Origin of the sequence: Rhodopseudomonas sp. P1, assembly GCF_039642825.1 — a bacterium.
Taxonomy (GTDB): domain Bacteria; phylum Pseudomonadota; class Alphaproteobacteria; order Rhizobiales; family Xanthobacteraceae; genus Rhodopseudomonas; species Rhodopseudomonas palustris_H.
The window spans coordinates 5051941-5072983 of the sequence record NZ_CP088006.1; the positions used below are offsets into that span (position 1 = coordinate 5051941).

Annotated in this window: 22 protein-coding genes; 2 read left to right on the top strand and 20 right to left on the bottom strand. The window is 64.0% G+C overall.

Going from position 1 to position 21043, the window contains the following annotated elements; all coding sequences use genetic code 11:
• Window positions 1-28: 28 nt before the first annotated feature.
• The 18 genes from nifN to LRC39_RS23475 form a co-directional block, all read right to left on the bottom strand.
• Entirely contained in the window at window positions 29-1402 is a 1374-nt protein-coding gene (gene nifN, locus LRC39_RS23390) for a nitrogenase iron-molybdenum cofactor biosynthesis protein NifN (RefSeq protein ID WP_346295811.1), read from the bottom strand.
• Between the two features lie 10 nt (window positions 1403-1412).
• A complete protein-coding gene (nifE, locus tag LRC39_RS23395) occupies window positions 1413-2876 on the bottom strand; it encodes a nitrogenase iron-molybdenum cofactor biosynthesis protein NifE (protein ID WP_346295812.1) in 1464 nt (487 codons plus the stop codon).
• A gap of 38 nt (window positions 2877-2914) precedes the next feature.
• A complete protein-coding gene (nifK, locus tag LRC39_RS23400; RefSeq protein ID WP_346295813.1) occupies window positions 2915-4474 on the bottom strand; it encodes a nitrogenase molybdenum-iron protein subunit beta in 1560 nt (519 codons plus the stop codon).
• A 77-nt stretch (window positions 4475-4551) separates the two neighbouring features.
• On the bottom strand, window positions 4552-6015 hold the full coding sequence (gene nifD / locus LRC39_RS23405; protein WP_107357096.1) for a nitrogenase molybdenum-iron protein alpha chain: 1464 nt from the start codon (window positions 6013-6015) through the stop codon (window positions 4552-4554).
• 71 nt (window positions 6016-6086) lie between these two features.
• A complete protein-coding gene (nifH, locus tag LRC39_RS23410) occupies window positions 6087-6980 on the bottom strand; it encodes a nitrogenase iron protein (protein WP_054161688.1) in 894 nt (297 codons plus the stop codon).
• 836 nt (window positions 6981-7816) lie between these two features.
• Complete coding sequence (locus LRC39_RS23415) at window positions 7817-8719, bottom strand: SIR2 family protein (protein ID WP_346295814.1); 903 nt, start codon at window positions 8717-8719, stop codon at window positions 7817-7819.
• Window positions 8720-8733: 14 nt separating this feature from the next.
• Entirely contained in the window at window positions 8734-9012 is a 279-nt protein-coding gene (locus LRC39_RS23420; RefSeq protein WP_346295815.1) for a hypothetical protein, read from the bottom strand.
• Between the two features lie 2 nt (window positions 9013-9014).
• Window positions 9015-9215, bottom strand: a complete 201-nt coding sequence (gene nifT, locus LRC39_RS23425) for a putative nitrogen fixation protein NifT (protein WP_107357099.1) — start codon at window positions 9213-9215, stop codon at window positions 9015-9017.
• A 37-nt stretch (window positions 9216-9252) separates the two neighbouring features.
• A complete protein-coding gene (locus LRC39_RS23430; protein ID WP_107357100.1) occupies window positions 9253-9486 on the bottom strand; it encodes a nitrogen fixation protein NifZ in 234 nt (77 codons plus the stop codon).
• Window positions 9486-9785: a nitrogen fixation protein NifZ gene (locus tag LRC39_RS23435; protein WP_107357101.1), complete on the bottom strand. Its 300-nt coding sequence runs from the start codon at window positions 9783-9785 to the stop codon at window positions 9486-9488. The genes LRC39_RS23430 and LRC39_RS23435 overlap by 1 nt, the downstream gene beginning before the upstream one ends.
• Entirely contained in the window at window positions 9782-10567 is a 786-nt protein-coding gene (locus tag LRC39_RS23440; protein ID WP_346295816.1) for a 4Fe4S-binding leucine-rich repeat protein, read from the bottom strand. Before LRC39_RS23440 ends, LRC39_RS23435 begins: the two co-directional genes overlap by 4 nt.
• Complete coding sequence (locus LRC39_RS23445; RefSeq protein ID WP_346295817.1) at window positions 10557-11096, bottom strand: hypothetical protein; 540 nt, start codon at window positions 11094-11096, stop codon at window positions 10557-10559. The genes LRC39_RS23440 and LRC39_RS23445 overlap by 11 nt, the downstream gene beginning before the upstream one ends.
• A gap of 3 nt (window positions 11097-11099) precedes the next feature.
• Entirely contained in the window at window positions 11100-11456 is a 357-nt protein-coding gene (locus LRC39_RS23450) for a HesB/IscA family protein (RefSeq protein WP_346295818.1), read from the bottom strand.
• A gap of 10 nt (window positions 11457-11466) precedes the next feature.
• The gene (locus LRC39_RS23455) at window positions 11467-11688 is read right to left on the bottom strand and encodes a 4Fe-4S binding protein (RefSeq protein WP_107346172.1); all 222 of its coding nucleotides are present in this window, start codon (window positions 11686-11688) and stop codon (window positions 11467-11469) included.
• A gap of 26 nt (window positions 11689-11714) precedes the next feature.
• The gene (nifB, locus tag LRC39_RS23460; RefSeq protein ID WP_346295819.1) at window positions 11715-13271 is read right to left on the bottom strand and encodes a nitrogenase cofactor biosynthesis protein NifB; all 1557 of its coding nucleotides are present in this window, start codon (window positions 13269-13271) and stop codon (window positions 11715-11717) included.
• Between the two features lie 158 nt (window positions 13272-13429).
• Window positions 13430-13624 (bottom strand): 4Fe-4S binding protein, encoded by a 195-nt coding sequence (locus LRC39_RS23465; protein WP_346295820.1) that lies wholly within the window; start codon window positions 13622-13624, stop codon window positions 13430-13432.
• Window positions 13625-13899: 275 nt separating this feature from the next.
• Window positions 13900-15654 carry a nif-specific transcriptional activator NifA gene (gene nifA, locus LRC39_RS23470; RefSeq protein ID WP_346295821.1) on the bottom strand — a complete coding sequence of 585 codons (1755 nt, stop codon included), beginning with the start codon at window positions 15652-15654 and terminating at the stop codon, window positions 13900-13902.
• A 313-nt stretch (window positions 15655-15967) separates the two neighbouring features.
• Window positions 15968-16765, bottom strand: a complete 798-nt coding sequence (locus tag LRC39_RS23475) for an SDR family NAD(P)-dependent oxidoreductase (RefSeq protein WP_264053585.1) — start codon at window positions 16763-16765, stop codon at window positions 15968-15970.
• A 357-nt stretch (window positions 16766-17122) separates the two neighbouring features.
• Between LRC39_RS23475 and LRC39_RS23480 the strand changes: the two genes are divergently transcribed.
• On the top strand, window positions 17123-17977 hold the full coding sequence (locus LRC39_RS23480; protein WP_346295822.1) for a xanthine dehydrogenase: 855 nt from the start codon (window positions 17123-17125) through the stop codon (window positions 17975-17977).
• A gap of 223 nt (window positions 17978-18200) precedes the next feature.
• Here the strand turns inward: LRC39_RS23480 and feoB are convergent, their stop codons facing one another.
• Entirely contained in the window at window positions 18201-20081 is a 1881-nt protein-coding gene (gene feoB / locus LRC39_RS23485; protein WP_346295823.1) for a ferrous iron transporter B, read from the bottom strand.
• Between the two features lie 37 nt (window positions 20082-20118).
• Complete coding sequence (locus tag LRC39_RS23490; RefSeq protein WP_107357111.1) at window positions 20119-20409, bottom strand: FeoA family protein; 291 nt, start codon at window positions 20407-20409, stop codon at window positions 20119-20121.
• Between the two features lie 361 nt (window positions 20410-20770).
• Between LRC39_RS23490 and LRC39_RS23495 the strand changes: the two genes are divergently transcribed.
• Window positions 20771-20932, top strand: coding sequence for a hypothetical protein (locus tag LRC39_RS23495; RefSeq protein ID WP_165858170.1), 162 nt, complete (start codon window positions 20771-20773; stop codon window positions 20930-20932).
• The last annotated feature ends 111 nt before the right edge of the window (window positions 20933-21043 follow it).

Genomic DNA, 21043 nt, shown 5'->3' on the forward strand with positions numbered 1-21043 from the left:
GCTGTGCTCCGCTCGACTGCCGTCGTTGCTAATGAGCCGTAGCCGGCGCATCGGTCTGATCCGGGCGAGCAGCGGCACTCCGCCAGCTGTTCACATCCGGCTCCTTGATGTTGGCGATGAACATATTGCCGATCGCGAAGATCAGATCGCGGGTGCCGCGATAGCCGACCGCAACCTGATGCGCGGCACCGAGCCGATCGAACATCGGCAGGCCCATCCGGAACAGCGGCACGCCCAGTCGCTCGGCGGCTTGGCGGCCGTGCGAGTGCGTGATCAAGAGGTCGCAATCTTCGGCGCGGCGTTCGAGATCTTCGAGGTCGCCGATCAGCACCTCGTCGCTCGGCACCTGGACCAGGATCGGCGAGGTCGTGGTCGTGACCGCAGCACTGACGGTGCAGCCCATGTCGGCGAGGAAGCCGCCGATATTCAGCAGCATGTCGGGCTCGGCGCCGATCGCGACGCTCTTGCCGCCGAAATAGAAGTGGCCGTCGAGCATGGCATCGACCAGCTGGCTGCGCTGGCGACGATATTTCAGCGGCACGGGCCGACCGCTGATCTTGGCCAGCGTCGCCATCAGCTCATCGGCGGCGGAAAGCCCGGTGACCCGCGCCAGCAGCGAGAACGGCACGCCGGCCTTGGTTTCGAGCGCGACCGCGGCTTTGCGCATCTGCTCGCCGAACGCCAGCGTATAGGCGGCGCCGCCCATCGCTGCGACTTCGGCGACCGAGACGCCGCCATGTGTGGTCGGTGTGAAGTCGTCCGGCAGATGGCCGTCGAGCGAACCGGAGATGTCCGGCAGGAAGGTCGGTGTCAGGCCGAACGCTTCGATGATGTCGCGCAGCTCGTCGATGTCGCCCGGCGTCAGATGGCTGCCGGCCAACACGTTGATCCTGTCGGCATCCGGCACGCTGCCCTCAGCCGGGACCTCGACCAAAGTCTCCACGATCCGCGTCACGGTGGCGGCGAAGCCGTCTTCGAACGCGCCCTTGAAGTCCGGGGTCGACACCGGCACCAGCGCGACGTTTGCCAGTTCCGGATGATTGGCTCGCACCATTTTGATGTAGCCGTCGAGATCGTCGCCTTTGATCTCGGTGACGCCGGTCGTGCAGATCCCGATCACGTCGGGCTTGGTGCGGCCGACGATGTTGACGATCGCCTGCTCCACGTTCTCGAAGCCGCCGAGCACGGTTGCGACTTCGCTCATCGCCGTGGTCTGCAGCGGAATCGACTCGCGGAAGTGGCGAACGAACAGCACCAGGCCGAACGAGGTGCAGCCCTGGGAGCCGTGCAGCAGCGGCATGCAGTTGCGTAGCCCCATGAAGGCCAGCGCGGCGCCGAGCGGCTGACTCATCCGCAGCGGATTGACGGTGCAGGACTTGGTCGAGGTGACGATCTGTGCCATCGCAGCCTCCTTACGCCACCCGAGCCGAACGCCCGAAGATCGCGCGCTGGCGATCGTCGGCGGCGTTGGCGGCATCGGCGCGCTCTTCCCAGGTCACCTCGTCCCACGGCGGGGCGCTGCGCACCTGAGCCCAGATCGGATTGGACAGCGACTTGTCGATCTGCCGGACCATTTCGACGATGCCTACATAGCCGCAATACGCGTAGGTCCGCTCCTGGTTGATATCCATCCAGGGCATGCGCGCCTTTAAGGCGACGAACTGCGAGCGGCCACCCGACAGCATGATGTCAGCCTGAGCCTCTTTCAGCATCTTGTACATTTCGCGCGGGCGCAGATCGTCGATCTGATGGACGTCCGGGCTCATCTCCTTGAGCCGCAGCTTGTCTTCCTTGGTCGACTTCTTGACGCTGGTGCCGACGATCGTCAGCCCGGCCTCCTGCAGCGCCGCCACCACCGACCACGACTTCACACCGCCGGTGATCAGCAACACCTTCTTGCCTTCGAGGCGCGGGGTGTAGGCCTTGATTGCCGCCCAGGCCTTGGCCTCTTCGCGCGCGATCAGCGCTTCGACGCGGTCCATCAGCTCGGCGTCGGCGCCGCGCTGGATCAGCAGGCGGGCGATCTGGCGCAGAGATTCGGAAGTGTCGCTGATGCCGTAGAACGATCCTTCGAAGTACGGGATGCCGTAGCGCTCTCCCATCTTGCGCGCGACGTTGATCATCGCGGTCGAGCACACCATCATGGCGGCACGGGCGCGGTGCGACTGCGCCACCTCGTGATAGCGCGCGTCACCCGATAGGCACGACAGGATGCGGATGCCGAGCTCGTCGAGCAGCGGCTTCACCTGCCACAGTTCCCCCGCGACGTTGTATTCGCCGATGATGTTGATGTCGTAAGGGGTCGTGAACTCCGGCTCCTGGGTGCCGATCACGTAGTCCAGCATCGCCTCGCCGGCGAGCTTGTTGCCGAGATTCTTCGGCCCGACAAAGCCGGGCGAGATGATCGGAATGCAGGGCTTGCCGAACTTCTCGGCCGCCACCTTGCAGACAGCGACGATATCGTCGCCCATCATCGCCGGCACGCAGGTCTGATACACGAAGACTGCGGGCGGATCGTACTTCTCGATGATTTCCTTGATCGACCGGAACAGCCGCTTCTCGCCGCCGAATATGACGTCGTTCTCACCCATGTCGGTGGTGAAGCCGGTGCGATACAACTTCGAGCCGGACGACTTGGTGCCGCGGTTATCCCAGGATGAGCCTTCACAGGCGATCGGGCCGTGCACCAGGTGCGCGACGTCGACGATCGGCTGCAGCGCGATCTTGGCGCCGTCGAAGGCGCAGCCACCGGCTGCGCCTCCCGGCTGCAGCGGTTTGCTGCAGCCCTTCTTGCGTTGCTTGTCGGACTTGGCCTGATTGGCCGCACAGCCGGGCTCGTTGAAGACGTCTTGAATCTTGTCTGCGAGGCGGCTCATGCGGCACTCCTGTAATCAGGTTCTCCGAAGCTGCGGCATCACCGGATGATGTCGAAGCTGATGTCGGTCTTGCCGGCGGCGCTGGTCGACTTGTCCATTTCGTCGAAGATCTTGTCGAGGATCTTGACCAGGACGTTCATCGAACCCTGATAGCCCCACACCGGCGCGCGGTGATGGTGATGGCGATCGAAGATCGGGAAGCCGATGCGGATCAGCGGCGTGCCGGTGTCGCGCTCGAGATACTTGCCGTAGGTGTTGCCGATCATGAAGTCGACCGGTTCGGTGAACAGCAGCGAGCGCAGGTGCCAGAGATCCTTGCCGGCGTAGACCTTGCAACCAGCGCCGAACGGCGATGAGTCAAGCAGCGCCTGCACCTTGGCTTCCCACGTCTTGTTGCCGTTGGTGGCGAGGATGTGGATCGGTTCGCCGCCGAGTTCGAGGATGAATTCGGCGAGGCCGTAGCACAGGTCCGGATCGCCATAGATGGCGAACTTCTTGCCGTGGATGTGGGCGGCCGAGTCGGCGATGGCGTCGACCAGCCGGCCGCGCTCCTTGGTCAGCGCTTCGGGGATCGCCTTGCCGGTGATCCGCGACACCGCCTGCAGGAAGCGATCGGTGCCGCTGATGCCGACCGGGTGATTGAACGCCACGACTTCCTGGCCGTGCTCGGCGATTGTCGCCAGCGTCTTTTCGGTGCAGAACTCCTGCATCGAAATCGTCGCCTTGGCGTGGACGGCGTTGGCGGCCTGCTCCAGCGTGGTGCCGCCGTCATACATCCGGAACTCGCCGTCGGCCGGGGTGTCCCAGACGTCGCTGTTGTCGCCGAAGATGGTGTATTCGACGCCCATCGTGTCGAAGATGCGCTTGATTTCGCGGAGGTTACCGACGGTGTAGCCGTCGAAGCCACCGAGGAAGTTGATCGACTCGTTCGGCTTGCGCTCGAGCTTCGGCGCGGTGCCGGACTTGCCGTCCCAGAAGTGCTCGACCACGCCCTTCATGGTGTTGTCGTAGCCGGTGATGTGGCTGCCGACGAACGCCGGGGTGTGGGCGTAGGTGACGTCGAAGTCCGTCGGGACCGAGCCCTTTTCCTTGGCGTTCTTGATGAACGCGTTGAGGTCGTCACCGATGACTTCCGCCATGCAGGTGGTCGAGACCGCGATCATCTTCGGCTTGTACAGCGCATAGGCGTTGGCCAGGCCGTCGATCATGTTGTTGAGTCCGCCGAACACCGCGGCGTCTTCAGTCATCGACGACGACACGCAGGAGGTCGGCTCTTTGAAGTGCCGGGTGAAGTGGCTGCGATAGTACGCGACGCAGCCCTGCGAGCCATGCACGAACGGCAGCGTCTTTTCGAAGCCGACCGCCGCGAACACCGCGCCGAGCGGCTGGCAGGCCTTGGCCGGGTTGATGACAAGCGCTTCGCGGGCGAAGTTCTTGTCCTGATATTCCTTGGTCTTGGTCCAATCCGAGACGCGCGCGACCTCGGCTTCGCCAACATAGTTCTCGAAATTCTTCCGCTTGTTCTCCATCAACTCTTCGTACTGGGGCTCACGGAAGAGGTCGAAGTGATCGCGGATCTTCTCTGCGGTCTCGGTCATGGTGATGTCTTTCCCAAGAATTCGGTGTCGCGGCGCTTCCGGCGGCTGGCGCCGGAAGCCCGGTGTGAAGGTTCAGCTCAGCTCCAAGGTGCCTTGGTCAGTTTCCAGACCGGGGCATTGATGGCGATGTCCATGTCGCGGGCGAAGATGCCGAACCCGTCGTAGCCGTGATACGGGCCCGAATAGTCCCAGGAATGCATCTGGCGGAACGGAACGCCCATCTTCTGAAAGATGTACTTTTCCTTGACGCCGGAGCCGACCAGGTCGGGCTGCACCTTCTCGACGAACTTCTCGAATTCGTAGCCGGTGACGTCGTCGTAGATCAGCGTGCCGTCCTTCACGTAATGGGTGGTGCGCTGATAGTCGTCGTTATGGGCGAATTCGTAACCGGTGCCGACCACTTCCATGCCGAGATCTTCGTAGGCGCCGATGACGTGGCGCGGACGCAGACCGCCGACATAGAGCATCACCTTCTTGCCTTCGAGGCGGGGGCGATACTTGGCGATCACCGCATCCATCTTCGGCTTGTACTTGGCGATGACGCGCTCGGCGCCTTCCTTGATCTTGTCGTCGAACTTCGCGGCGATCTCGCGCAAGCTCGCTTCGATCTTGGACGGGCCGAAGAAGTTGTATTCAACCCACGGAATACCGAACTTCTCTTCCATGTGCCGCGTGATGTAGTTCATCGAGCGGTAGCAATGCAGGATGTTCAGCTTCGCCTTCGGCGTGTTCTCCAGCTCGGCGATGGTGCCGTCGCCGGACCACTGCGCGATCACGCGGAGGCCCATTTCCTCGAGCAGAATGCGCGAGGCCCAGGCGTCGCCGCCGATGTTGTAGTCGCCGATGATCGCGACGTCGTAGGGGGTCGACTGGAAGCCGGCGTTCTTCTCGGCGGCCTTGTCGAACACCCAGTCACGGATCACGTCGTTGGCGATGTGGTGGCCGAGCGACTGCGACACGCCGCGGAAGCCTTCGCAACGCACCGGGATGATCGGCTTGCCGTCATACTGCTTCGACTTGGCCTTGGAGACCGCCTCGATGTCGTCGCCGATCAGACCGATCGGGCATTCCGACTGCACCGAGATGCCCTTGGAGAGCGGGAATAGCTCCTGGATCTCGTCGATGATCTTGCCGAGCTTCTTGTCACCGCCGAAAACGATGTCCTTCTCCTGGAAGTCGGAGGTGAACTGCATCGTACCGAAAGTGTCGACGCCGGTCGTGCCCTTGTAATAGTTGCGGCGCGAGCCCCACGAATACTGGCCGCAGCCGACCGGGCCGTGGCTGATGTGGACCATGTCCTTGATCGGGCCCCACACCACGCCCTTCGAGCCGGCGTAGGCGCAACCGCGGATCGTCATCACGCCCGGGATCGACTTGATGTTGGACTTGACCGAGCACTCCGCCTTTTCGGCGTCGTACGTGTTCAGATGCTTGGCGCGACGCTTGGCCGACTTGTCCGGATAGGCCTCCAGGACTTCGGCGATCAGCGCCTTGTTACGTTCCTTGATGTCCGCGGGGGATTCTGCGACTGCGGTGCTCATCGTTGTTCCTCGTGTCTGGGGCCGCCGGGATGGCGGCCGGTCGCGTTAGGCGACCGGCCTGGCTGATGCGATCAGGCGGACGCGGCCGCCTTGGCGGCTTCCTTGGCGGCGAGCTCGGCGAGCTGCTGCTCCTCGGTCTTCATGATGCCGAAGTCGAGCAGCATCTCTTCCAGCTCTTCCATGGTGATCGGGGTCGGGATGGTGCCGTTGCCGCAGTTGGCATGGACCTTGTTGGCCAGGGCGCGATATTCCTTGGCCTGCTGGCTGTCGGGCGCGTACTGGATCACGGTCTGGCGGCGCAGCTCGGCGTGCTGCACGATGTTGTCGCGCGGCACGAAGTGGATCAGCTTCGAGTTCAGCTTCTTGGCCAGCGCTTCGGCGAGGTCGAGCTCGCGGTCGGTCTGGCGCTCGTTGCAGATCAGGCCGCCGAGGCGGACGCCGCCCGACGAAGCGTACTTCAGAATGCCCTTGGAGATGTTGTTGGCGGCATACAGCGCCATCATCTCGCCGGACATGACGATGTAGATTTCCTGCGCCTTGTTTTCACGGATCGGCATCGCGAAGCCGCCGCACACCACGTCGCCGAGCACGTCGTAGGAGACGTAGTCGACGTCTTCATAGGCGCCGTTTTCTTCGAGAAAGTTGATCGCGGTGATAACGCCGCGGCCGGCGCAGCCGACGCCCGGCTCCGGGCCACCGGCTTCGGTGCACTTGATGCCCTTGTAGCCGATCTTCATCACGTCTTCGAGTTCGAGGTCTTCCACCGAACCCGCTTCCGCGGCGAGGCTCAGCACCGTGTCCTGCATCTTGGTGTTGAGGATCAGACGGGTGGAGTCCGCCTTGGGGTCGCAGCCGACGATCAGGATCTTCTGACCCATCTCGACCAGCGCCGCGAGAGTGTTCTGCGAGGTGGTCGACTTGCCGATGCCGCCCTTGCCGTAGAATGCGATTTGCCGAAGTGCCATGTTTTCTCTCCGTTGACCTAATGCCGCTTGATCGATTTGCGCCGAGGCGCAGCCTTCTTCCGTTCAAAACCGTCGCACGGCTCAGATGCGGACGTTGCCCTTTGCAGTAACTGCTCGGCCAACATCCCTCGCCTTGCTGATCCCTGTTTTGCAACGAGCGTGCCAAGCTTCGCCGGAGACGAAAAAGTGTGTGTTTTCGGGGAGATGTAGAATGTCCGGGCAGAATGTACGTAGATGTTTAGAATCCGACATCGCTGCCGAGCGGACGACATCCCAGGGGACGGCTGTTAGAAACGAAACAAACTGATACCGGCCGGGCGTGCTACGCGAGACTCTGTCGCAACTCGAGAACGGCTTCGCTGCGTCATCGCGAGGGAAGCGAGGCGATCCGGGGCCCGGAGCATGGGGCTGCTGGATCAAGCTCCTCGCACGACGAAGATAGCTAGAGCGCTTGATCGATTGATCGAAGCGGATTTGGCCCTTGCCAAGGCTCCAATGTCCTCATCCTGAGGAGCCCGGCTTCGCCGGGCGTCTCGAAGGATGAGGAGCCACATCGCCCGCCGCGCATGGTTCGAGACGGCGCTTCGCGCCTCCTCACCATGAGGTTCTGCAAGCTGCGACCGCTAGGAAGTGCGGTCCTGATTCTGTCGAAGCCAGAAATGCTGGAGTGCACGTATCGTCGTGCCCAGCCTTATGCCGGGCATTCACGGGTACGGCAGGCCTGGAGCAAGAACGGAGATGGCCGGGCGTCCGCCGCGCCGAAGCGGCTTCGGCCACGCAGGCGGGACGAGCCCGGCCAGGACGTTCATTGAGAGCGGGAGGAGACGAAGAAGCGCCTACGCCGTAAGCGCCTGGCTCTGCAGCAGTTCGCCGAGCATGGCGACGAACTTCGTCAGCGGCCAATCAATCCGGGTGATGGACTGTTCCTCGAGGAAGCGCTCCTCGTTACGGGTGGGCGTATCCGGCAACACGGCCCAATGCTGGGCCGAGGAGCGCTTCATGATCTGGCGGGCGAAGGCGCGGTCGAGCTGGTTATCGAACCGGCAGCCGAGGAACAGAAAGTTCCTGTCCTTGCGCAGTTGCTGCACCGTCAGCGGGATCGGCGTCTGAATGTCGATCTCGGTCAGGACTTCGACATAGTCGCTGTCGGACACCAGAAAATTGGCTGCCGGCGCGACCGAGCCGATCGGCTGATACAGCATCGTCGTCCAGCCGAGCGCCTCGTCCGGGACCGGCGCATACAGCGGCATCTCGTCCTCGGTGACGATGCCGGGTGCGGGCTCGGCAATCTCGCTGCCGTCGGGCTTGTAGTAATTCACCCAATGGCCGTGATGTTCGCTCTGGCTGACGCCCTGTGCCATGCCCCAATTCTGGCGATTGGCGAACGCCTTCTGTGGCAGGTCGTCATACCAGGCGTGGACCAGCAGCGGCAGCTCGGGCAGCGACGCCAGCATCCGATGCAGCTCGTTCGGCTGCGGCGAGGACCGGAACGCCTCGGCCATCATCGTCGTCAGCGTTTTGCGGTGCTTGAAGTTCTCGATGTACTGCGCGGCGCCGGTGAGATTGGTGCGGACCTTGTGCGGCACCGTGGTCTTCGCAGTCAGCCGCGCTACCAGCTCGGCCGGTGAGGTCGGCACGCTGCTCGATTCGCCGAGCGCCACGCAGGCCGAGCCGAGATACGGGATCACCCGGCCGCGCAACAAGCCTGCGGCGATGTCGTCGAGTGCTTGTACCGGCATGATCCTGCTCCCTGTTAGATCGCTCTTGCGGCCTTGTGATGGACCACCACCAGGCCGGTCGCGCGCGTCGCATCGGTCGTGATGGTCCAGCAATGGTTCGATCCGTCGACCAGATAGACGCTGAACCGCGGATAATCGCGGAACGGCTGCTCCGCATAGATGTCGGACGCGTCACACTGCGTCAGCGACAGGCCGGAAAGCTCCTGCCGCACCGTCTTCAGCGCACCGGCCTCGGCCGCGTCGCCTCCGAGCAGCGCGTCGAGCCGGGCGAGATCGTCGGGCGACAGCGCCATGGTCAGAGCTTGCGGGCTTCGACGGTGATCGGCAATGGCGTGTCCGCCGCCATCACCGGCAGTTCGAGCTGCCAGCCATTGGCGAGCGTGACCTTGCCGCCCCACAGCGCGGGATTCTCCATCTCGACGATCGGCTCTTCGAGGTCCTTCTTGGCGACATAGGCGGAGTGGCCGGTCGCGGTCTTGCGGATCATCACTTTCATCGAGGGTGGTCCTTTGCTTGGCCGCCGCGGCGACAGGTCAGAGTGGGGTGATTTCGTCTTCGAGACAGCCGATCACCCGGTGTTCGGCGAATTCCACCAGATAGACGGGCCGATTAGTTTCGGTGTGCAGGCCGATCCGGACGATCTCGCCGGGGTCGCCGCTCTTCACCAGCAGCGCGTCCTCCGGCTGGTCCGGAAAGCTGCCGTCATTGAACAGGTCGATCTCGGCGCGGACGCGCTGGCCCCATTGGTATCGCGGCTCCGGCGTCATCACACGGCCTCCTGCGTTTCAGCCTGAAAGGCTTCGACCGCGACCAACTCCCGCCGCTTCATGCCGACGATGCGGCCCTGCGCCACGAAGTCGACGCCGTAGATGTAGAACTGCTGCAGGAAGGTGCCGATCGAGACGACGTAGCCCTCGTCGCCCTTCTTCACCAGCACCTCGCCGATCTCCTTGCCGGGAAAGGTGCCGTCGTTGCGGATGTTGAGCCGCGCCCGGACCTTCTGGCCGTATTCAAACTCCGGCGGGCCGTCGAGCTCGACGATGTCGCTGTCACGCGCGATGTTCATGGCGAGGGCTCCGTTGCGGGTTTGAGCTGTGCAGGTTCGGTGAAGCCGCTGCGGCTGCGCGCAAGCTCGCGCACCAGCGGATCGGGATCGTCGAGCAGCGGCGCCAGTTCGTAGGCGTCGACACGGCTGGCGACTTCGTAGCGAACCCGCCAATCGGCATCGCCGAGCATCGCCAGCAGCCGGCCCGGCGTCATTCGCTTTGCGGCTTCGAGACGGACTTCGCCGTCCTTATCCATCGCGATCTGGGCCAGCCATTCCGGGCCGATCCGCCGAGCCACTTCGCGGCGCACGCCGGGATCGGGATCGAGCACCAACAGCGGCAGCAGACCGGGCGATGTCCGCCGCGCCACGATCTGGCGGACATAATAATCCTCGTCGCTCGCCATCGGACGCAGCTCGTCGTCGCTCAAGACCGAAGCGACGCGGATCCGCACTTCGCGATGCGGGTCGCTGCGCAGGCCGAGCAGATAGCGCTTCGGCAGCCGGCGTGCCGCGCTCCACCGCACCGTCTCGTCGGGATCCTGCAGCAGCTTCGGCAGCAGGAACACCGTGGCATAGCCGGCCGCAACCGCGCGCGTCTCGAAATACGGATGGTCGAGATAGGAATCGGCGAGCGCGCGATTCTGCTGGAAGAACCGCTCCAGCCGCCGCGCATAGCGATCCTGGACACACGCCTTCTTCAATTCGCACAGCCCGGCGGACAGCAGCTCGTGATGCGGGCACGACGCACAATCAACCTCATTGCCCTGCCAATCACGGGCTTCGTCGATGTCAGTCGTCATCGTCCTGCCCTATCCGCCGCCACACCTCGAGCAGCACGGCAGCGCCGACCTTGTCGGTCGGATCGAGTTCGAGCAGCTTTTCGACCGCCGCATGACCTTCGTTGAGCTGGCCGAGCCGCATCTGCAAATAGGCATAGGCCTTCAGCGCGAACAGATAGAACCGCGGCAGCACCGCCGAATAGCTGGAAAACTCGGCGTCGCCGCGGCGCACCCTGCGCCAGTCGGAGGCGAGGCCGTTGTCGCGCGCCGCCTTGCACAGGCAGGCCTGCGCCACTTCGAGTGCCTCGCCGAGGCGGCCCTTATAGAAATAGAACCGGTACAGCCCGATCAGCACTGCGGCATGGTCGGGCGCCAGCAGATGAGCTTCGCGCAGATGCTGCTCAGCCAGCGCCTCGCTCTGATAGTCACGGCCCGCCAGCTCGAGATGCCGATGTGCGTCTGCCGGCAGACCGGCGCCGAGCAACGCCCCGGCCAGCAACGACTGCTCCGGACCGGACATCGTCAGTTCGCTGTGCATTAAGTCGGGCATGGCTCACAGCTCCCGCAGCTGGTGCAGACCGGCGGTCGGCTTGGAGCCGCTGTCGCTGGCGCACTGACAGTTCGATCCCTTTGGATCGTGGAACATGAAGCCGCTGGAGGTCGGCGTCTCCATGAAATCGATCACCACGCCTTCGAGCAGCTTCAAGCTCGATTCCGGCAGGAACAGCTTGTAGTCGCCGCGATCGACCACCGCGTCGCCGGTGTGCGGCGCGCCGGCAATGTCGAACTGCGCCGACAGGCCGGAGCAGCCGCCGGCGCTAACCACCATGCGGAAGCCGCCGGTGCCGCCGCTGAACCGCAGCATGCGACGGATGAATTTTTCGGCCGAGGGGGTGAAGCTCATGTCCATCGGAATCGCCTCATGCTGCCTGGTAGCGCGGGACGGAATTGTCGATCACGCAGGTGCCGTCGACCGGGCACACCGCGACACATTGCGGCTCGTCGTAGTGGCCGATGCACTCCGAGCACTTCGAAGGATCGATCGCGAAGGTGCCGCCCTTCTCGAAGATCGCCACGTTCGGGCACTGCGGCTCACAGGCCGAGCAGCCGGTGCATTGCGAGGCGACGATCTTGTAGGCCATGGCCGTTCCCCTTCGCTGCGCTCGCCCTAAGCCTCGGTGAACGCGCCCTGGCGGATCGTGGCATCGCCGCGCGCGACGTGGCGGATCTCCGACTTGCCGACGCGCTCGAGGTACTCCTTGAAGTACGCGATCACCGACTGCTCGATGTATTCGAACGCGTAAGTCTCGACCGCCTCGATGCCGGCGCCCGCGAGCGAATCCTTCGGGCACATGCCGATCTTGGCAACCAGGACGGCGGTGCAGTCGTTCAGCGCCTTGAGGATCGGCTCGATGCCGGTTTCGCTGGCGTAGCCGCCTTCGCAATACAGATCGACACGCCGGTGACCGACGAACTTCGCACCAGCCGTCGACGCTTCGTAGATTTGGAATTCGTGAGCGTGGCCGAAGTGCTCGTTGATGACGCCGCCGCCCTTGGTGGCGATTGCCACCTGGATCTTGATGGTCGCGGTCTCGTCGGCAAGCTTATCCAGCTCGCGCTGCTTGGCGACCGCGATCGCGTCGCGCTCGGCCTCGACCTTGGCCTGGTAGGCCTGGCGCGCGGCGAGATCATATTCGACATCCATCGCCATCACCTTTTCGGTGGTGAATTCGGCGCTGCGGTCTTCGCCGAGCAGACCGACGGCGTCGGCACGGCACTGCCGGCAGTGCCGCATCATGTTCATCTCGCCCTCGCAGGCATCCTGCAGCGCCTTGAGCTCCTGCGCGGTCGGGCCGCGCTGGCCGGACAGGCCGAACGCAGTGCCGTGCTCGGCTTCGGAGATCAGCGGCATGATGTTGTGCAGGAAGGCGCCGCGCGACTTCACCGCCTTGTTGACCTCGATCAGATGCTCGTCGTTGATCCCCGGGATCATCACCGAGTTGACCTTCACCAGGATGCCGCGCGCGACCAGCATCTCCAGGCCGAGCAACTGCCGTTCGCTGAGGATCCTCGAAGCCTCGACGCCGGTGTAGCGGCGGTGATTGTAGAAAATCCACGGATAGATCTTCGCACCAACTTCGGGATCGACCATGTTGATGGTGATGGTGACGTGATCGACCTTCATGGCGGCGATCTGCTCGACGTAGTCGGGCAGCATCAGGCCGTTGGTCGACAGGCACAGCTTGATGTCGGGCGCGGTCTCGGTGACCAACTCGAAGGTCTTGAAGGTCTTGGCCGGATTGGCGAGGGCATCGCCCGGGCCGGCGATGCCGAGCACAGTCATCTGCGGGATGGTCGAGGCCACTGCGACGACCTTGCGCGCGGCCTGTTCCGGGGTCAGCTTTTCGCTCACCACGCCGGGGCGGGATTCGTTGGCGCAATCGTATTTGCGATTGCAGTAATTGCACTGGATGTTGCACGCGGGCGCGACCGCGACGTGCATGCGGGCGAAGTGATGATGCGCTTGCTCGCTGTAGCAGGGATGGTTCTTCACCTTCTCCCAAACTTCCGGCGGCAGATCGCTGGGACCTGCGGCCGAGCCGCAGCCGGTCTTGCCGGCGCCGCCCTTGCTGCTGCAGCCCGATTGCGCTGCGCTCTTGCGTATCTCGTCGAACGACGTCGTTCCCAGCGCGCTGAAATCGTGCAGTTGCAGCAGCTTGCTCATATCCGGGCCTCGTTCGATCGCCGCACGACAGGCGGCTTGACGGTGGGTGATGGTGCTGCAACCGAGCCGGCGAAGATCAATTCCGTTCCGCGGGCGCGGCGATCCGTTGAAGACGGCGTCCGACGGTCAAGGCGTCGGCCGTCTTGCAAGATCACGCGTCAGGCCGGCACGCAGGTGTTGTCGACCGGGCAGACCGAGACGCACTGCGGCCTGTCGAACTGACCTTCGCACTCGGTGCACTTGGTCACGTCGATCACGTAGGTGCCGCGCTTCATGCTGATCGCGGCGTTCGGGCATTCGAATTCACACGCACCGCAGACGGTGCACTGGGAGGTAACAATCTTGTAGGCCATGGTCGGCTCCTGGTTCGCAGAGTGCTGCTGACCAGTTGTCTTTCAAGCCGCGTGCCAGATGCGTGATGATTGATTTTAAAGAACTATTTGTCGCCTCAGAGGGCCCGCGCCGGTGTAGGGCCCCCGACACTTGTCGCAAGTCTGACAGCTGCCCTGACCCGTCATCAAACTTCGCAAGACACCACAATGGTCTGCTTTGAAGCACCCACAGACAGACAAAACGCGCGACGCCGGAGAGCGTCGCGCGTCTGGCCGATGATCACGTGCAAGACGCGTCAGAAGTGCTTGAGCTCGATGTTGTGCTTCTTCAGCGCGTAGCCGATCTGGCGCGGCGTGAGGCCGAGAATGCGCGCGGCCTTCGCCTGCACCCACCCGGCTCGCTCCATGGCGTTGATCAGCCGCTCGCGCTCCGACATGTTCGATTCGTCGGACGGGACCTCCGAACGGATCGGCGCCGGCGCAAAGTCATCCGCTGATGCGACCGGCTCGCGCGGATGCACGATTTCCACCGGCGCCTTACGTGGCAGGACCTGCAGCGGAATTTCCGGGCGCGGACGCTCGGGCGCAGGTTCGGCGTGGCCCTTCCACAGGATCGCCGACAGGCATTCGTCCTGGTGACAGGCGAAATCGCTGTCGCGGATTTCCGGCCCCATCGCCAGGGTGGCGGTGCGGCGCACGCAGTTCTCCAGCTCGCGGACGTTGCCGGGGAACGAGCAAGCCTTCAGCAGATCCAGCGCGTGCGTCTCGAAGGCCAGCTCGCGGCCGTTCTCCTTGTTGAAGTTCTTCAGGAATTCAGTCGCCAGCAGCGGGATGTCGCTGGGCCTGTCGCGGAGCGGCGGCAGGATCATCGGCACCACGTTGATGCGGTAGTACAGGTCGGCGCGAAACTCCTTGCGAGCCACCGCCTCTTCCAGATTTCGGTTGGTCGCAGCGACGATGCGGACGTTGACCTTGATGGTCTGGTTGCCGCCGACCCGCTCGAACTCCTGCTCCTGCAAGACGCGCAGCAGCTTGGCCTGGAACGACGCGGAGATCTCACCGATCTCGTCGAGGAACAGGGTGCCCTTGTCAGCGAGTTCGAACCGCCCCTTGCGCGAGGCGATCGCGCCGGTGAACGCGCCCTTCTCGTGCCCAAACAGCTCGGACTCCAGCACCGATTCCGGCAGCGCCGCACAGTTGATCTTGATGAACGGGCCGTTGGCGCGCGCCGACAGCTCGTGAATCGCCTTCGCGATCAGCTCCTTGCCGGTGCCGGACTCGCCGCGCAGCAGCACGGGCGACTGCGACTTGGCGATGATGCTGACCTTGGCCAGCAGTTTGCGGATCGCCGGGCTCTCGCCGACGATGCCGTCGACCTTGACCCGCTTGCGCTCGCGCTCCGGCTTCAGCTCGGACAGTTCCTTCTGCAACCGGTGGCTCTCCGCCATCAGCCGCTCGCGGTCGCGGGTGACGACGCGGTGCAGCTTCACGGTCTGGCCGATCAGATTGGCCACCATGGTGAGAAAGCGCACGTCCGCGTCCATCCGGAAATGCGAACGGCCGTCACGGACGCGGTCGATGCTCAGCGTCCCCACCACGCGGGAATCGATCCGGATCGGCACCCCGATGAACGACACCCGGGTTTCGTCGGTAGCGCCGAGAGCCAGCGCATCGGCGGCGGTAAACATCGGATGGGCCGAGACATTGTCGGCGACCAGTGGCACCGCGGTGGCGACGATCTGGTCGATCGCCTTCTGCGGCAGGCGGGCGCGATAGCGGTTGTCGCTGCCCTCGTTCCAGCCGACGCCGACGGTAATATCCGGGATGCCGTCATCCGCCAGCAGCGACACCACGCCGTTGCGCATCTGCAGGAACGACTGCAGCAGGTTGACGACGTTGGCGAGCGTGATCTCCAGCCGCGCCGGTGAGGTGAGGATTTTCGAGATCTCGAAAATGCCGGTGAGCGCGATATCACTCAGCGGTATCGGAGGATGGGTCATCGACGGCGACGGGTACTCGTTTTCGACAAGGCGGATTTCGCGCTGAGCCATAGCTCGTCTCCATCGCTCCCGAGCCTTCCCCCGTCAGATCCGGAGCATTGGGAGATTGTGGATGAATTCCAACCAGATGTCGTGCTCATCTTGGCTGCATCGCTGCGGAAGTTATGGCTAGCTCTGCTTAGTTCATTACCACTGATCAAAATGCTGATAATCAACTGATTACTACTCTAGCACCAGTCCGCCGCCGTTACCGCATTGACGCAGCGCAAAACTGACCGACCAAAAGAGCGGCAGCCGGCAGGCTACCGTGTGTGATTGCTAGTCAACCGCAACTAATTGCGAACTATTCGCCTGAAGCCGACACTCAGACGTGCTGACCGCCGTTGATGTGAATTTCTTCACCGGTGACGTAACTGGCCGCATCCGAGCACAGGAAGAACATCACCTTGGCGACCTCCTCCGGCGTCCCGATCCGCCGCATCGGAATCGTCGGCGCCAGCATGGCCTCGGTTTCGGGCGACAGGATGTCGGTCTTGATCTCGCCCGGCGCGATCGCGTTCACCCGGATGCCGTAGGGCGCGTAGTCATGCGCCATCTCACGGGTCAGGCAGGTCAGCGCCGCTTTCGAGGTGGCATAGGCGCTGCCGGCGAACGGATGCACGCGCGAGCCGACGATCGAGGTGACGTTGACGATCGAGCCCTGGCCGGCGCGCAGTTCGTCGAACAGCCCCTGCGCCAGCATCACCGGTGCCAGCAGGTTGACATGGAACACGCTCATCCAGGTGCCGACCGGCGTGTTCAACGAGGTCAGCCGCTCGCCTTCGGCGCTTTTGGGGGAGATCGCCGCATTGTTGATCAGGGCGTTCAATGGGCCGCCGCCGAGCTTCTCTTTCAGCTCGTCGATCGCCCGGGGCACCGCGCGATGGTCGGCGAGTTCGACCGCGACGTGGTTCTCGAGGCCGGTCGCCCACGGACAGCGGTCGTCGGCGAACGGCTGTCGCGAGCAGGTAATGATGCGCCAGCCGGCGTCGGAGAACAGCTTGCCGGTGGCATGGCCGATACCGCGCGACGCGCCGGTCAGGACCAGCGTCTTTTGCTTGCCGACGCGCGCCTCGCGCTGATCATTGTGAAACGGACAGGCGCCACCTGTGGCCGACGGCATTCCGGCCGGCATACCAGGAGGCATCTCTGCGGGGCGCCCGGCAGGGGGCGATGAGGGCGCGGGTTCGGGCCGCTCTGCGTGCAGTGGTTCAGGGTGCACGGGACGGTCTCCATCGGTTTCGTTGCAAGTGAACTTGCATGAACCGGGCCAAACGCTACGACGTTCGATTTAGGCCGACAAACCACACCTAGTTGCCAGCCGATGTCATTACAGCGACACCGCTCGCGCCGCACAACCCGACACAACGTTGGCTTTCCGACATCAAAACCCGCCACCCATTACCACTAACAGCCGCTGCTCGGTCTGGTCCGGCTCTTGCTTAAACAGGCCTCGGACACTGAACACAGCGTGGTGGTGATGACGCAGCCTCTCCAACTCAGCGCCGGCGGCTTCGCGGTCGTGCTCGGGACTAATGAGATCGCCTCCGCCGTCGCTGTGCATCTGCACCGCGCCGGCTGCTGTGTGGTGATGTCGCACGATCCGTTTCCGCCGGTGATCCGCCGCAAGATGGCGTTTCACGATGCGCTGTATGGCGACGAAGTCACGGTCGAAGGCGTGCGTGGTGAGCGCGTCGATCACGCCACCCAGATTTTCAAGGCGCTGCGCCGCTCCGACAACGTGCTGGTGACCTGGCTGGCGCTCCCGGACCTGCTGCCGATCAGCGCCGTCGACGTGCTGATCGATGCGCGGATGCAGAAGCACCGGGTCACGCCGGATCTGCGCGGGCTCGCACGCATCAGCGTCGGCCTCGGCCCCGGCTTTTCGACCGCGGTGAACTGCGACGTTGCGATCGAAACCCGTCCCGGCCGCAGCGGCCTGATCGTCGGCTCCGGCTGGACCGATGCGGCCGATGGCGTCGCCAGCCCGCTCGGCGGCGTCGGAGCCGAGCGCTTCCAATATTCCGAGGCCAGCGGCCGATGGCGGACCGCGGTCGAGATCGGCAGCCGTGTCTTCAGCGGCTATCCGATCGGTCACCTCGGCGGCGTTCCGGTGCGGGCGCCGTGCGACGGCATCCTGCGCGGCGTCGTCCGCGACGGCCAGGACGTGCCGCAGGGCGTCAAGCTGCTGGAGGTGGATTCCCGCGGCCGCCATGCGCAGTGGACCGGGATCGACGATCGCGGCCGGGGCATCGCCAAGGCGGTGCTGCGCGCCGTGCGGCCGCAGGCCGAAATTCGCCCGAGCTACGCGGCGCAGCCGATCGCGGTGTTCTAGGCCAGCGACGGGCTGCCGCTCGCCATCGCCAAGATGGCTTTCCCACATTGACTGACGCCTCGTCCCGAGGAGCCTGGCAAAGCCGAACGTCTCGACGGGATGAGCGGTTGCATGTCGCGCGGCAAATGGTTCGAGACGGCGCGGCGCGTCTCTTCACCAAGAGGCTTTGCCTAGGGTGAGTGACCCAGAGCGCAGCACTGGACTGCGCTCGTTGACGCCGGCACTAGCCGGCGCCGAGGGCGACGGCGACGTTGTAGGTGATCAGGCTGGCGATATAGGCGAGGACGAACATGTAGACGAAGGTGACGCCCATCCAGCGCCAGCTTCCGGTCTCGCGCTTGATCACCGCCAGCGTCGAGGCGCATTGCGGCGCGAACACGAACCAGGCCAGCAGCGACAGCGCGGTGGCCAGGCTCCACTTCGAAGCCAGCACCAGGCCGATCTGTTCGGCGGCTTCCTTGCCGCCCTCGATCGCATAGACGGTGCCGAGCGCCGCGACCGCGACCTCGCGCGCCGCCATGCCGGGGATCAGCGCCACCGCGATCTGCCAGTTGAAGCCGAGCGGCGCCAGCACCGGCTCGACCGCGTGACCGATGATCGAGGCCAGGCTGTAGTCGATCGCCGGTTCGGTCGCGCCGATCGGCGGGCGCGGGAACGAGGCCAGGAACCAGATCAGCACCATCATCGAGAAGATGGTGGTACCGGCGCGCTGCAGGAACATCTTGGCGCGGATATAAATGCCGATGGCAACGCTCTGCAGCCGCGGCAGCTTGTAGTCCGGCAGTTCGAGCATGAACGGCGCCGGCTCGTAGTCGCGCCACATGAAGAACTTGACCAGCGCCGACACCGTCAGGGCGCTGACGATGCCCGCGGTGTAGAGGCCGAACATCACCAGCCCCTGCAGATTGATCCAGCCGAACACGTCCTTGGCCGGCACGAAGGCCGAGATGATCAACGTATAGACCGGAATGCGCGCCGAGCAGGTCATCAGCGGCGCGATCAGGATGGTGGTGAGGCGGTCGCGGCGGTTGTCGATCACGCGCGTCGCCATGATTCCGGGGATCGCGCAGGCAAAGCTCGACAGCAGCGGAATGAAGGCACGGCCGTGCAGCCCGGCGCCGCCCATGATGCGGTCCATCAGGAACGCGGCGCGCGCCATGTAGCCGAGGTCTTCCAGCAGCAGGATGAACAGGAAGATGATGATGATCTGCGGCAGGAACACGAGGACGCTGCCGACGCCGGAAATCACGCCGTTCTGCAGAAAGCTCTGCAGCAGCCCCTCGGGCAAGTTGGCCTGGACGAAAGCGCCGAGGGCTTCGAAGCCACCGGAGATCAGCTCCATGATCGGCTGCGCCCAGGAGAACACCGCCTGGAACATCACGAACAGGATCAGGATCAGGATCAGCAGGCCGGCGACGGGATGCAGCACCACCCGGTCGATCTGAGCCGTCAGGGTGTGGGGCCGCGCCGGCAGACTGACGCACTCGCCGATGATGCGGTCGGCCTCGCGCTGCAGGGCGCGCAGCTCGCTGGTGGACAGCGGTCGCCAATTGGTGTCGGTCGCGGGCGTCGGCGTCTGAGCGGCGAATTCATCGGTCCGCTTCAGCAGCTCCGCGGTGCCGCCCTTGCGGACCGCAATCGACGTCACCACCGGAATACCAAGCTGCGCCGAAAGCTTCTCGACATCGACCGTGACGCCACGGCGCATCGCGATGTCGTACATGTTCAGCACGAGCATCAGCGGACGGCCGGTCCCCTTCAATTCCAGCATCAGCCGGAAGGTCAGCCGCAGGTTTGTCGAGTCGGCGACACACAGCACCAGATCCGGCACCGGCTCGCCCGACTTGCGGCCCAGCACCACATCGCGGGTGATCTCTTCGTCGGGGCTGCGGCCGCGCAGCGAATAGGTGCCCGGCAGATCGACCAGGCTGACGACGCGGCCGGCCGGCGTGGTGAACAGGCCGGTCTTGCGCTCGACGGTCACGCCCGGGTAGTTCGCCACCTTCTGGCGACTACCCGTCAGCGCGTTGAACAGGGAGGTCTTGCCGCTATTGGGTGTTCCAACCAGGGCAAGGTTGAACGGGTGAGAATCGATCGAGCTCATCGCGCAATCGCCAAATCAAGAAGCTGCAATCTGCGCGTCACATCAACACGACGGCCATCGCCTCGCGGCGGCGGACCGCGATGGTGATGTTGTCGACCCGGACCGCGATCGGATCCCTGCCGATGATACCCTCGTGCAACACTTCGACCTTGGCCCCCTCGACGAAACCGAGCTCGATCAGCCGGCTTTCCAATTCGATCGGCTGCAACGACGACGCCCCGCGGTGCGGATCGATCGCCTGCACGACGCCGCGATAGCCGCGTCGCGCGTTCCCCAGCAGGATCGGCTGGTGATGGCTGTGGCCGTTGTGATGGGGGATTTGGGTCATTACTCGTTCTTCCAATCGGCGCCGCGAAGGTCAAGAGATTCAAGCCGGCGCCATCGGGAGTTTAGAACGATTGTAACAGGCGCTATCAATTCTCAATCTAACAAAAGAGCCCTGCCAAATGGTTTGATTTGGCACAAAACTGCGGACTGCATCGGCCAGATTCAATCTAAGAGCGAGCGCGCAAACCGCATGCCTCGTCTGACCAGACCTCGGATCATCACGCAGCCGCGATCCGTAAACCATGGAGCGTGATCGGAGGCGGGAGACCGTCTCCCGTTAAGGCTTCGGCCAACGCTGCGCCGGATACTGGGCGCAGGATCGGGGAACATGTCCCGATCACCGCCTCTGACCGGATAGCGCCATGGCCGCCAAGACCTCCAAAGCGAAACGACGCAAGCCGGCCGCTGCGGCGGGCGGCGCGTGGCTCACAATGCTGGCTCAGAACCTGACCAACATGGCGATCGTGACGGCATCGTCGGGTTCGGTGCTGCTCTGCCTGCTGATCGCCAAGCGTTTCGCCTGAGAGCGATTCCTTTCTGATGGAATCAGAGCCGCGCTTTGGCGGACTCACCCCAAACAGAACCTCACGATGGGGACGCGCGCAGCGCCGTCTCCCCCTAAAACATCGATACCC

What these genes read in the sequence shown, in the direction of transcription:
- nifN (WP_346295811.1), bottom strand. Translation starts at nt 1,402, where the DNA reads ATGGCACAGATCGTCACCTCGACCAAGTCCTGCACCGTCAATCCGCTG.
- nifE (WP_346295812.1), bottom strand. Translation starts at nt 2,876, where the DNA reads ATGAGCCGCCTCGCAGACAAGATTCAAGACGTCTTCAACGAGCCCGGC.
- nifK (WP_346295813.1), bottom strand. Translation starts at nt 4,474, where the DNA reads ATGACCGAGACCGCAGAGAAGATCCGCGATCACTTCGACCTCTTCCGT.
- nifD (WP_107357096.1), bottom strand. Translation starts at nt 6,015, where the DNA reads ATGAGCACCGCAGTCGCAGAATCCCCCGCGGACATCAAGGAACGTAAC.
- nifH (WP_054161688.1), bottom strand. Translation starts at nt 6,980, where the DNA reads ATGGCACTTCGGCAAATCGCATTCTACGGCAAGGGCGGCATCGGCAAG.
- LRC39_RS23415 (WP_346295814.1), bottom strand. Translation starts at nt 8,719, where the DNA reads ATGCCGGTACAAGCACTCGACGACATCGCCGCAGGCTTGTTGCGCGGC.
- LRC39_RS23420 (WP_346295815.1), bottom strand. Translation starts at nt 9,012, where the DNA reads ATGGCGCTGTCGCCCGACGATCTCGCCCGGCTCGACGCGCTGCTCGGA.
- nifT (WP_107357099.1), bottom strand. Translation starts at nt 9,215, where the DNA reads ATGAAAGTGATGATCCGCAAGACCGCGACCGGCCACTCCGCCTATGTC.
- LRC39_RS23430 (WP_107357100.1), bottom strand. Translation starts at nt 9,486, where the DNA reads ATGACGCCGGAGCCGCGATACCAATGGGGCCAGCGCGTCCGCGCCGAG.
- LRC39_RS23435 (WP_107357101.1), bottom strand. Translation starts at nt 9,785, where the DNA reads ATGAACATCGCGCGTGACAGCGACATCGTCGAGCTCGACGGCCCGCCG.
- LRC39_RS23440 (WP_346295816.1), bottom strand. Translation starts at nt 10,567, where the DNA reads ATGACGACTGACATCGACGAAGCCCGTGATTGGCAGGGCAATGAGGTT.
- LRC39_RS23445 (WP_346295817.1), bottom strand. Translation starts at nt 11,096, where the DNA reads ATGCCCGACTTAATGCACAGCGAACTGACGATGTCCGGTCCGGAGCAG.
- LRC39_RS23450 (WP_346295818.1), bottom strand. Translation starts at nt 11,456, where the DNA reads ATGGACATGAGCTTCACCCCCTCGGCCGAAAAATTCATCCGTCGCATG.
- LRC39_RS23455 (WP_107346172.1), bottom strand. Translation starts at nt 11,688, where the DNA reads ATGGCCTACAAGATCGTCGCCTCGCAATGCACCGGCTGCTCGGCCTGT.
- nifB (WP_346295819.1), bottom strand. Translation starts at nt 13,271, where the DNA reads ATGAGCAAGCTGCTGCAACTGCACGATTTCAGCGCGCTGGGAACGACG.
- LRC39_RS23465 (WP_346295820.1), bottom strand. Translation starts at nt 13,624, where the DNA reads ATGGCCTACAAGATTGTTACCTCCCAGTGCACCGTCTGCGGTGCGTGT.
- nifA (WP_346295821.1), bottom strand. Translation starts at nt 15,654, where the DNA reads ATGGCTCAGCGCGAAATCCGCCTTGTCGAAAACGAGTACCCGTCGCCG.
- LRC39_RS23475 (WP_264053585.1), bottom strand. Translation starts at nt 16,765, where the DNA reads ATGCCGTCGGCCACAGGTGGCGCCTGTCCGTTTCACAATGATCAGCGC.
- LRC39_RS23480 (WP_346295822.1), top strand. Translation starts at nt 17,123, where the DNA reads ATGACGCAGCCTCTCCAACTCAGCGCCGGCGGCTTCGCGGTCGTGCTC.
- feoB (WP_346295823.1), bottom strand. Translation starts at nt 20,081, where the DNA reads ATGAGCTCGATCGATTCTCACCCGTTCAACCTTGCCCTGGTTGGAACA.
- LRC39_RS23490 (WP_107357111.1), bottom strand. Translation starts at nt 20,409, where the DNA reads ATGACCCAAATCCCCCATCACAACGGCCACAGCCATCACCAGCCGATC.
- LRC39_RS23495 (WP_165858170.1), top strand. Translation starts at nt 20,771, where the DNA reads ATGGCCGCCAAGACCTCCAAAGCGAAACGACGCAAGCCGGCCGCTGCG.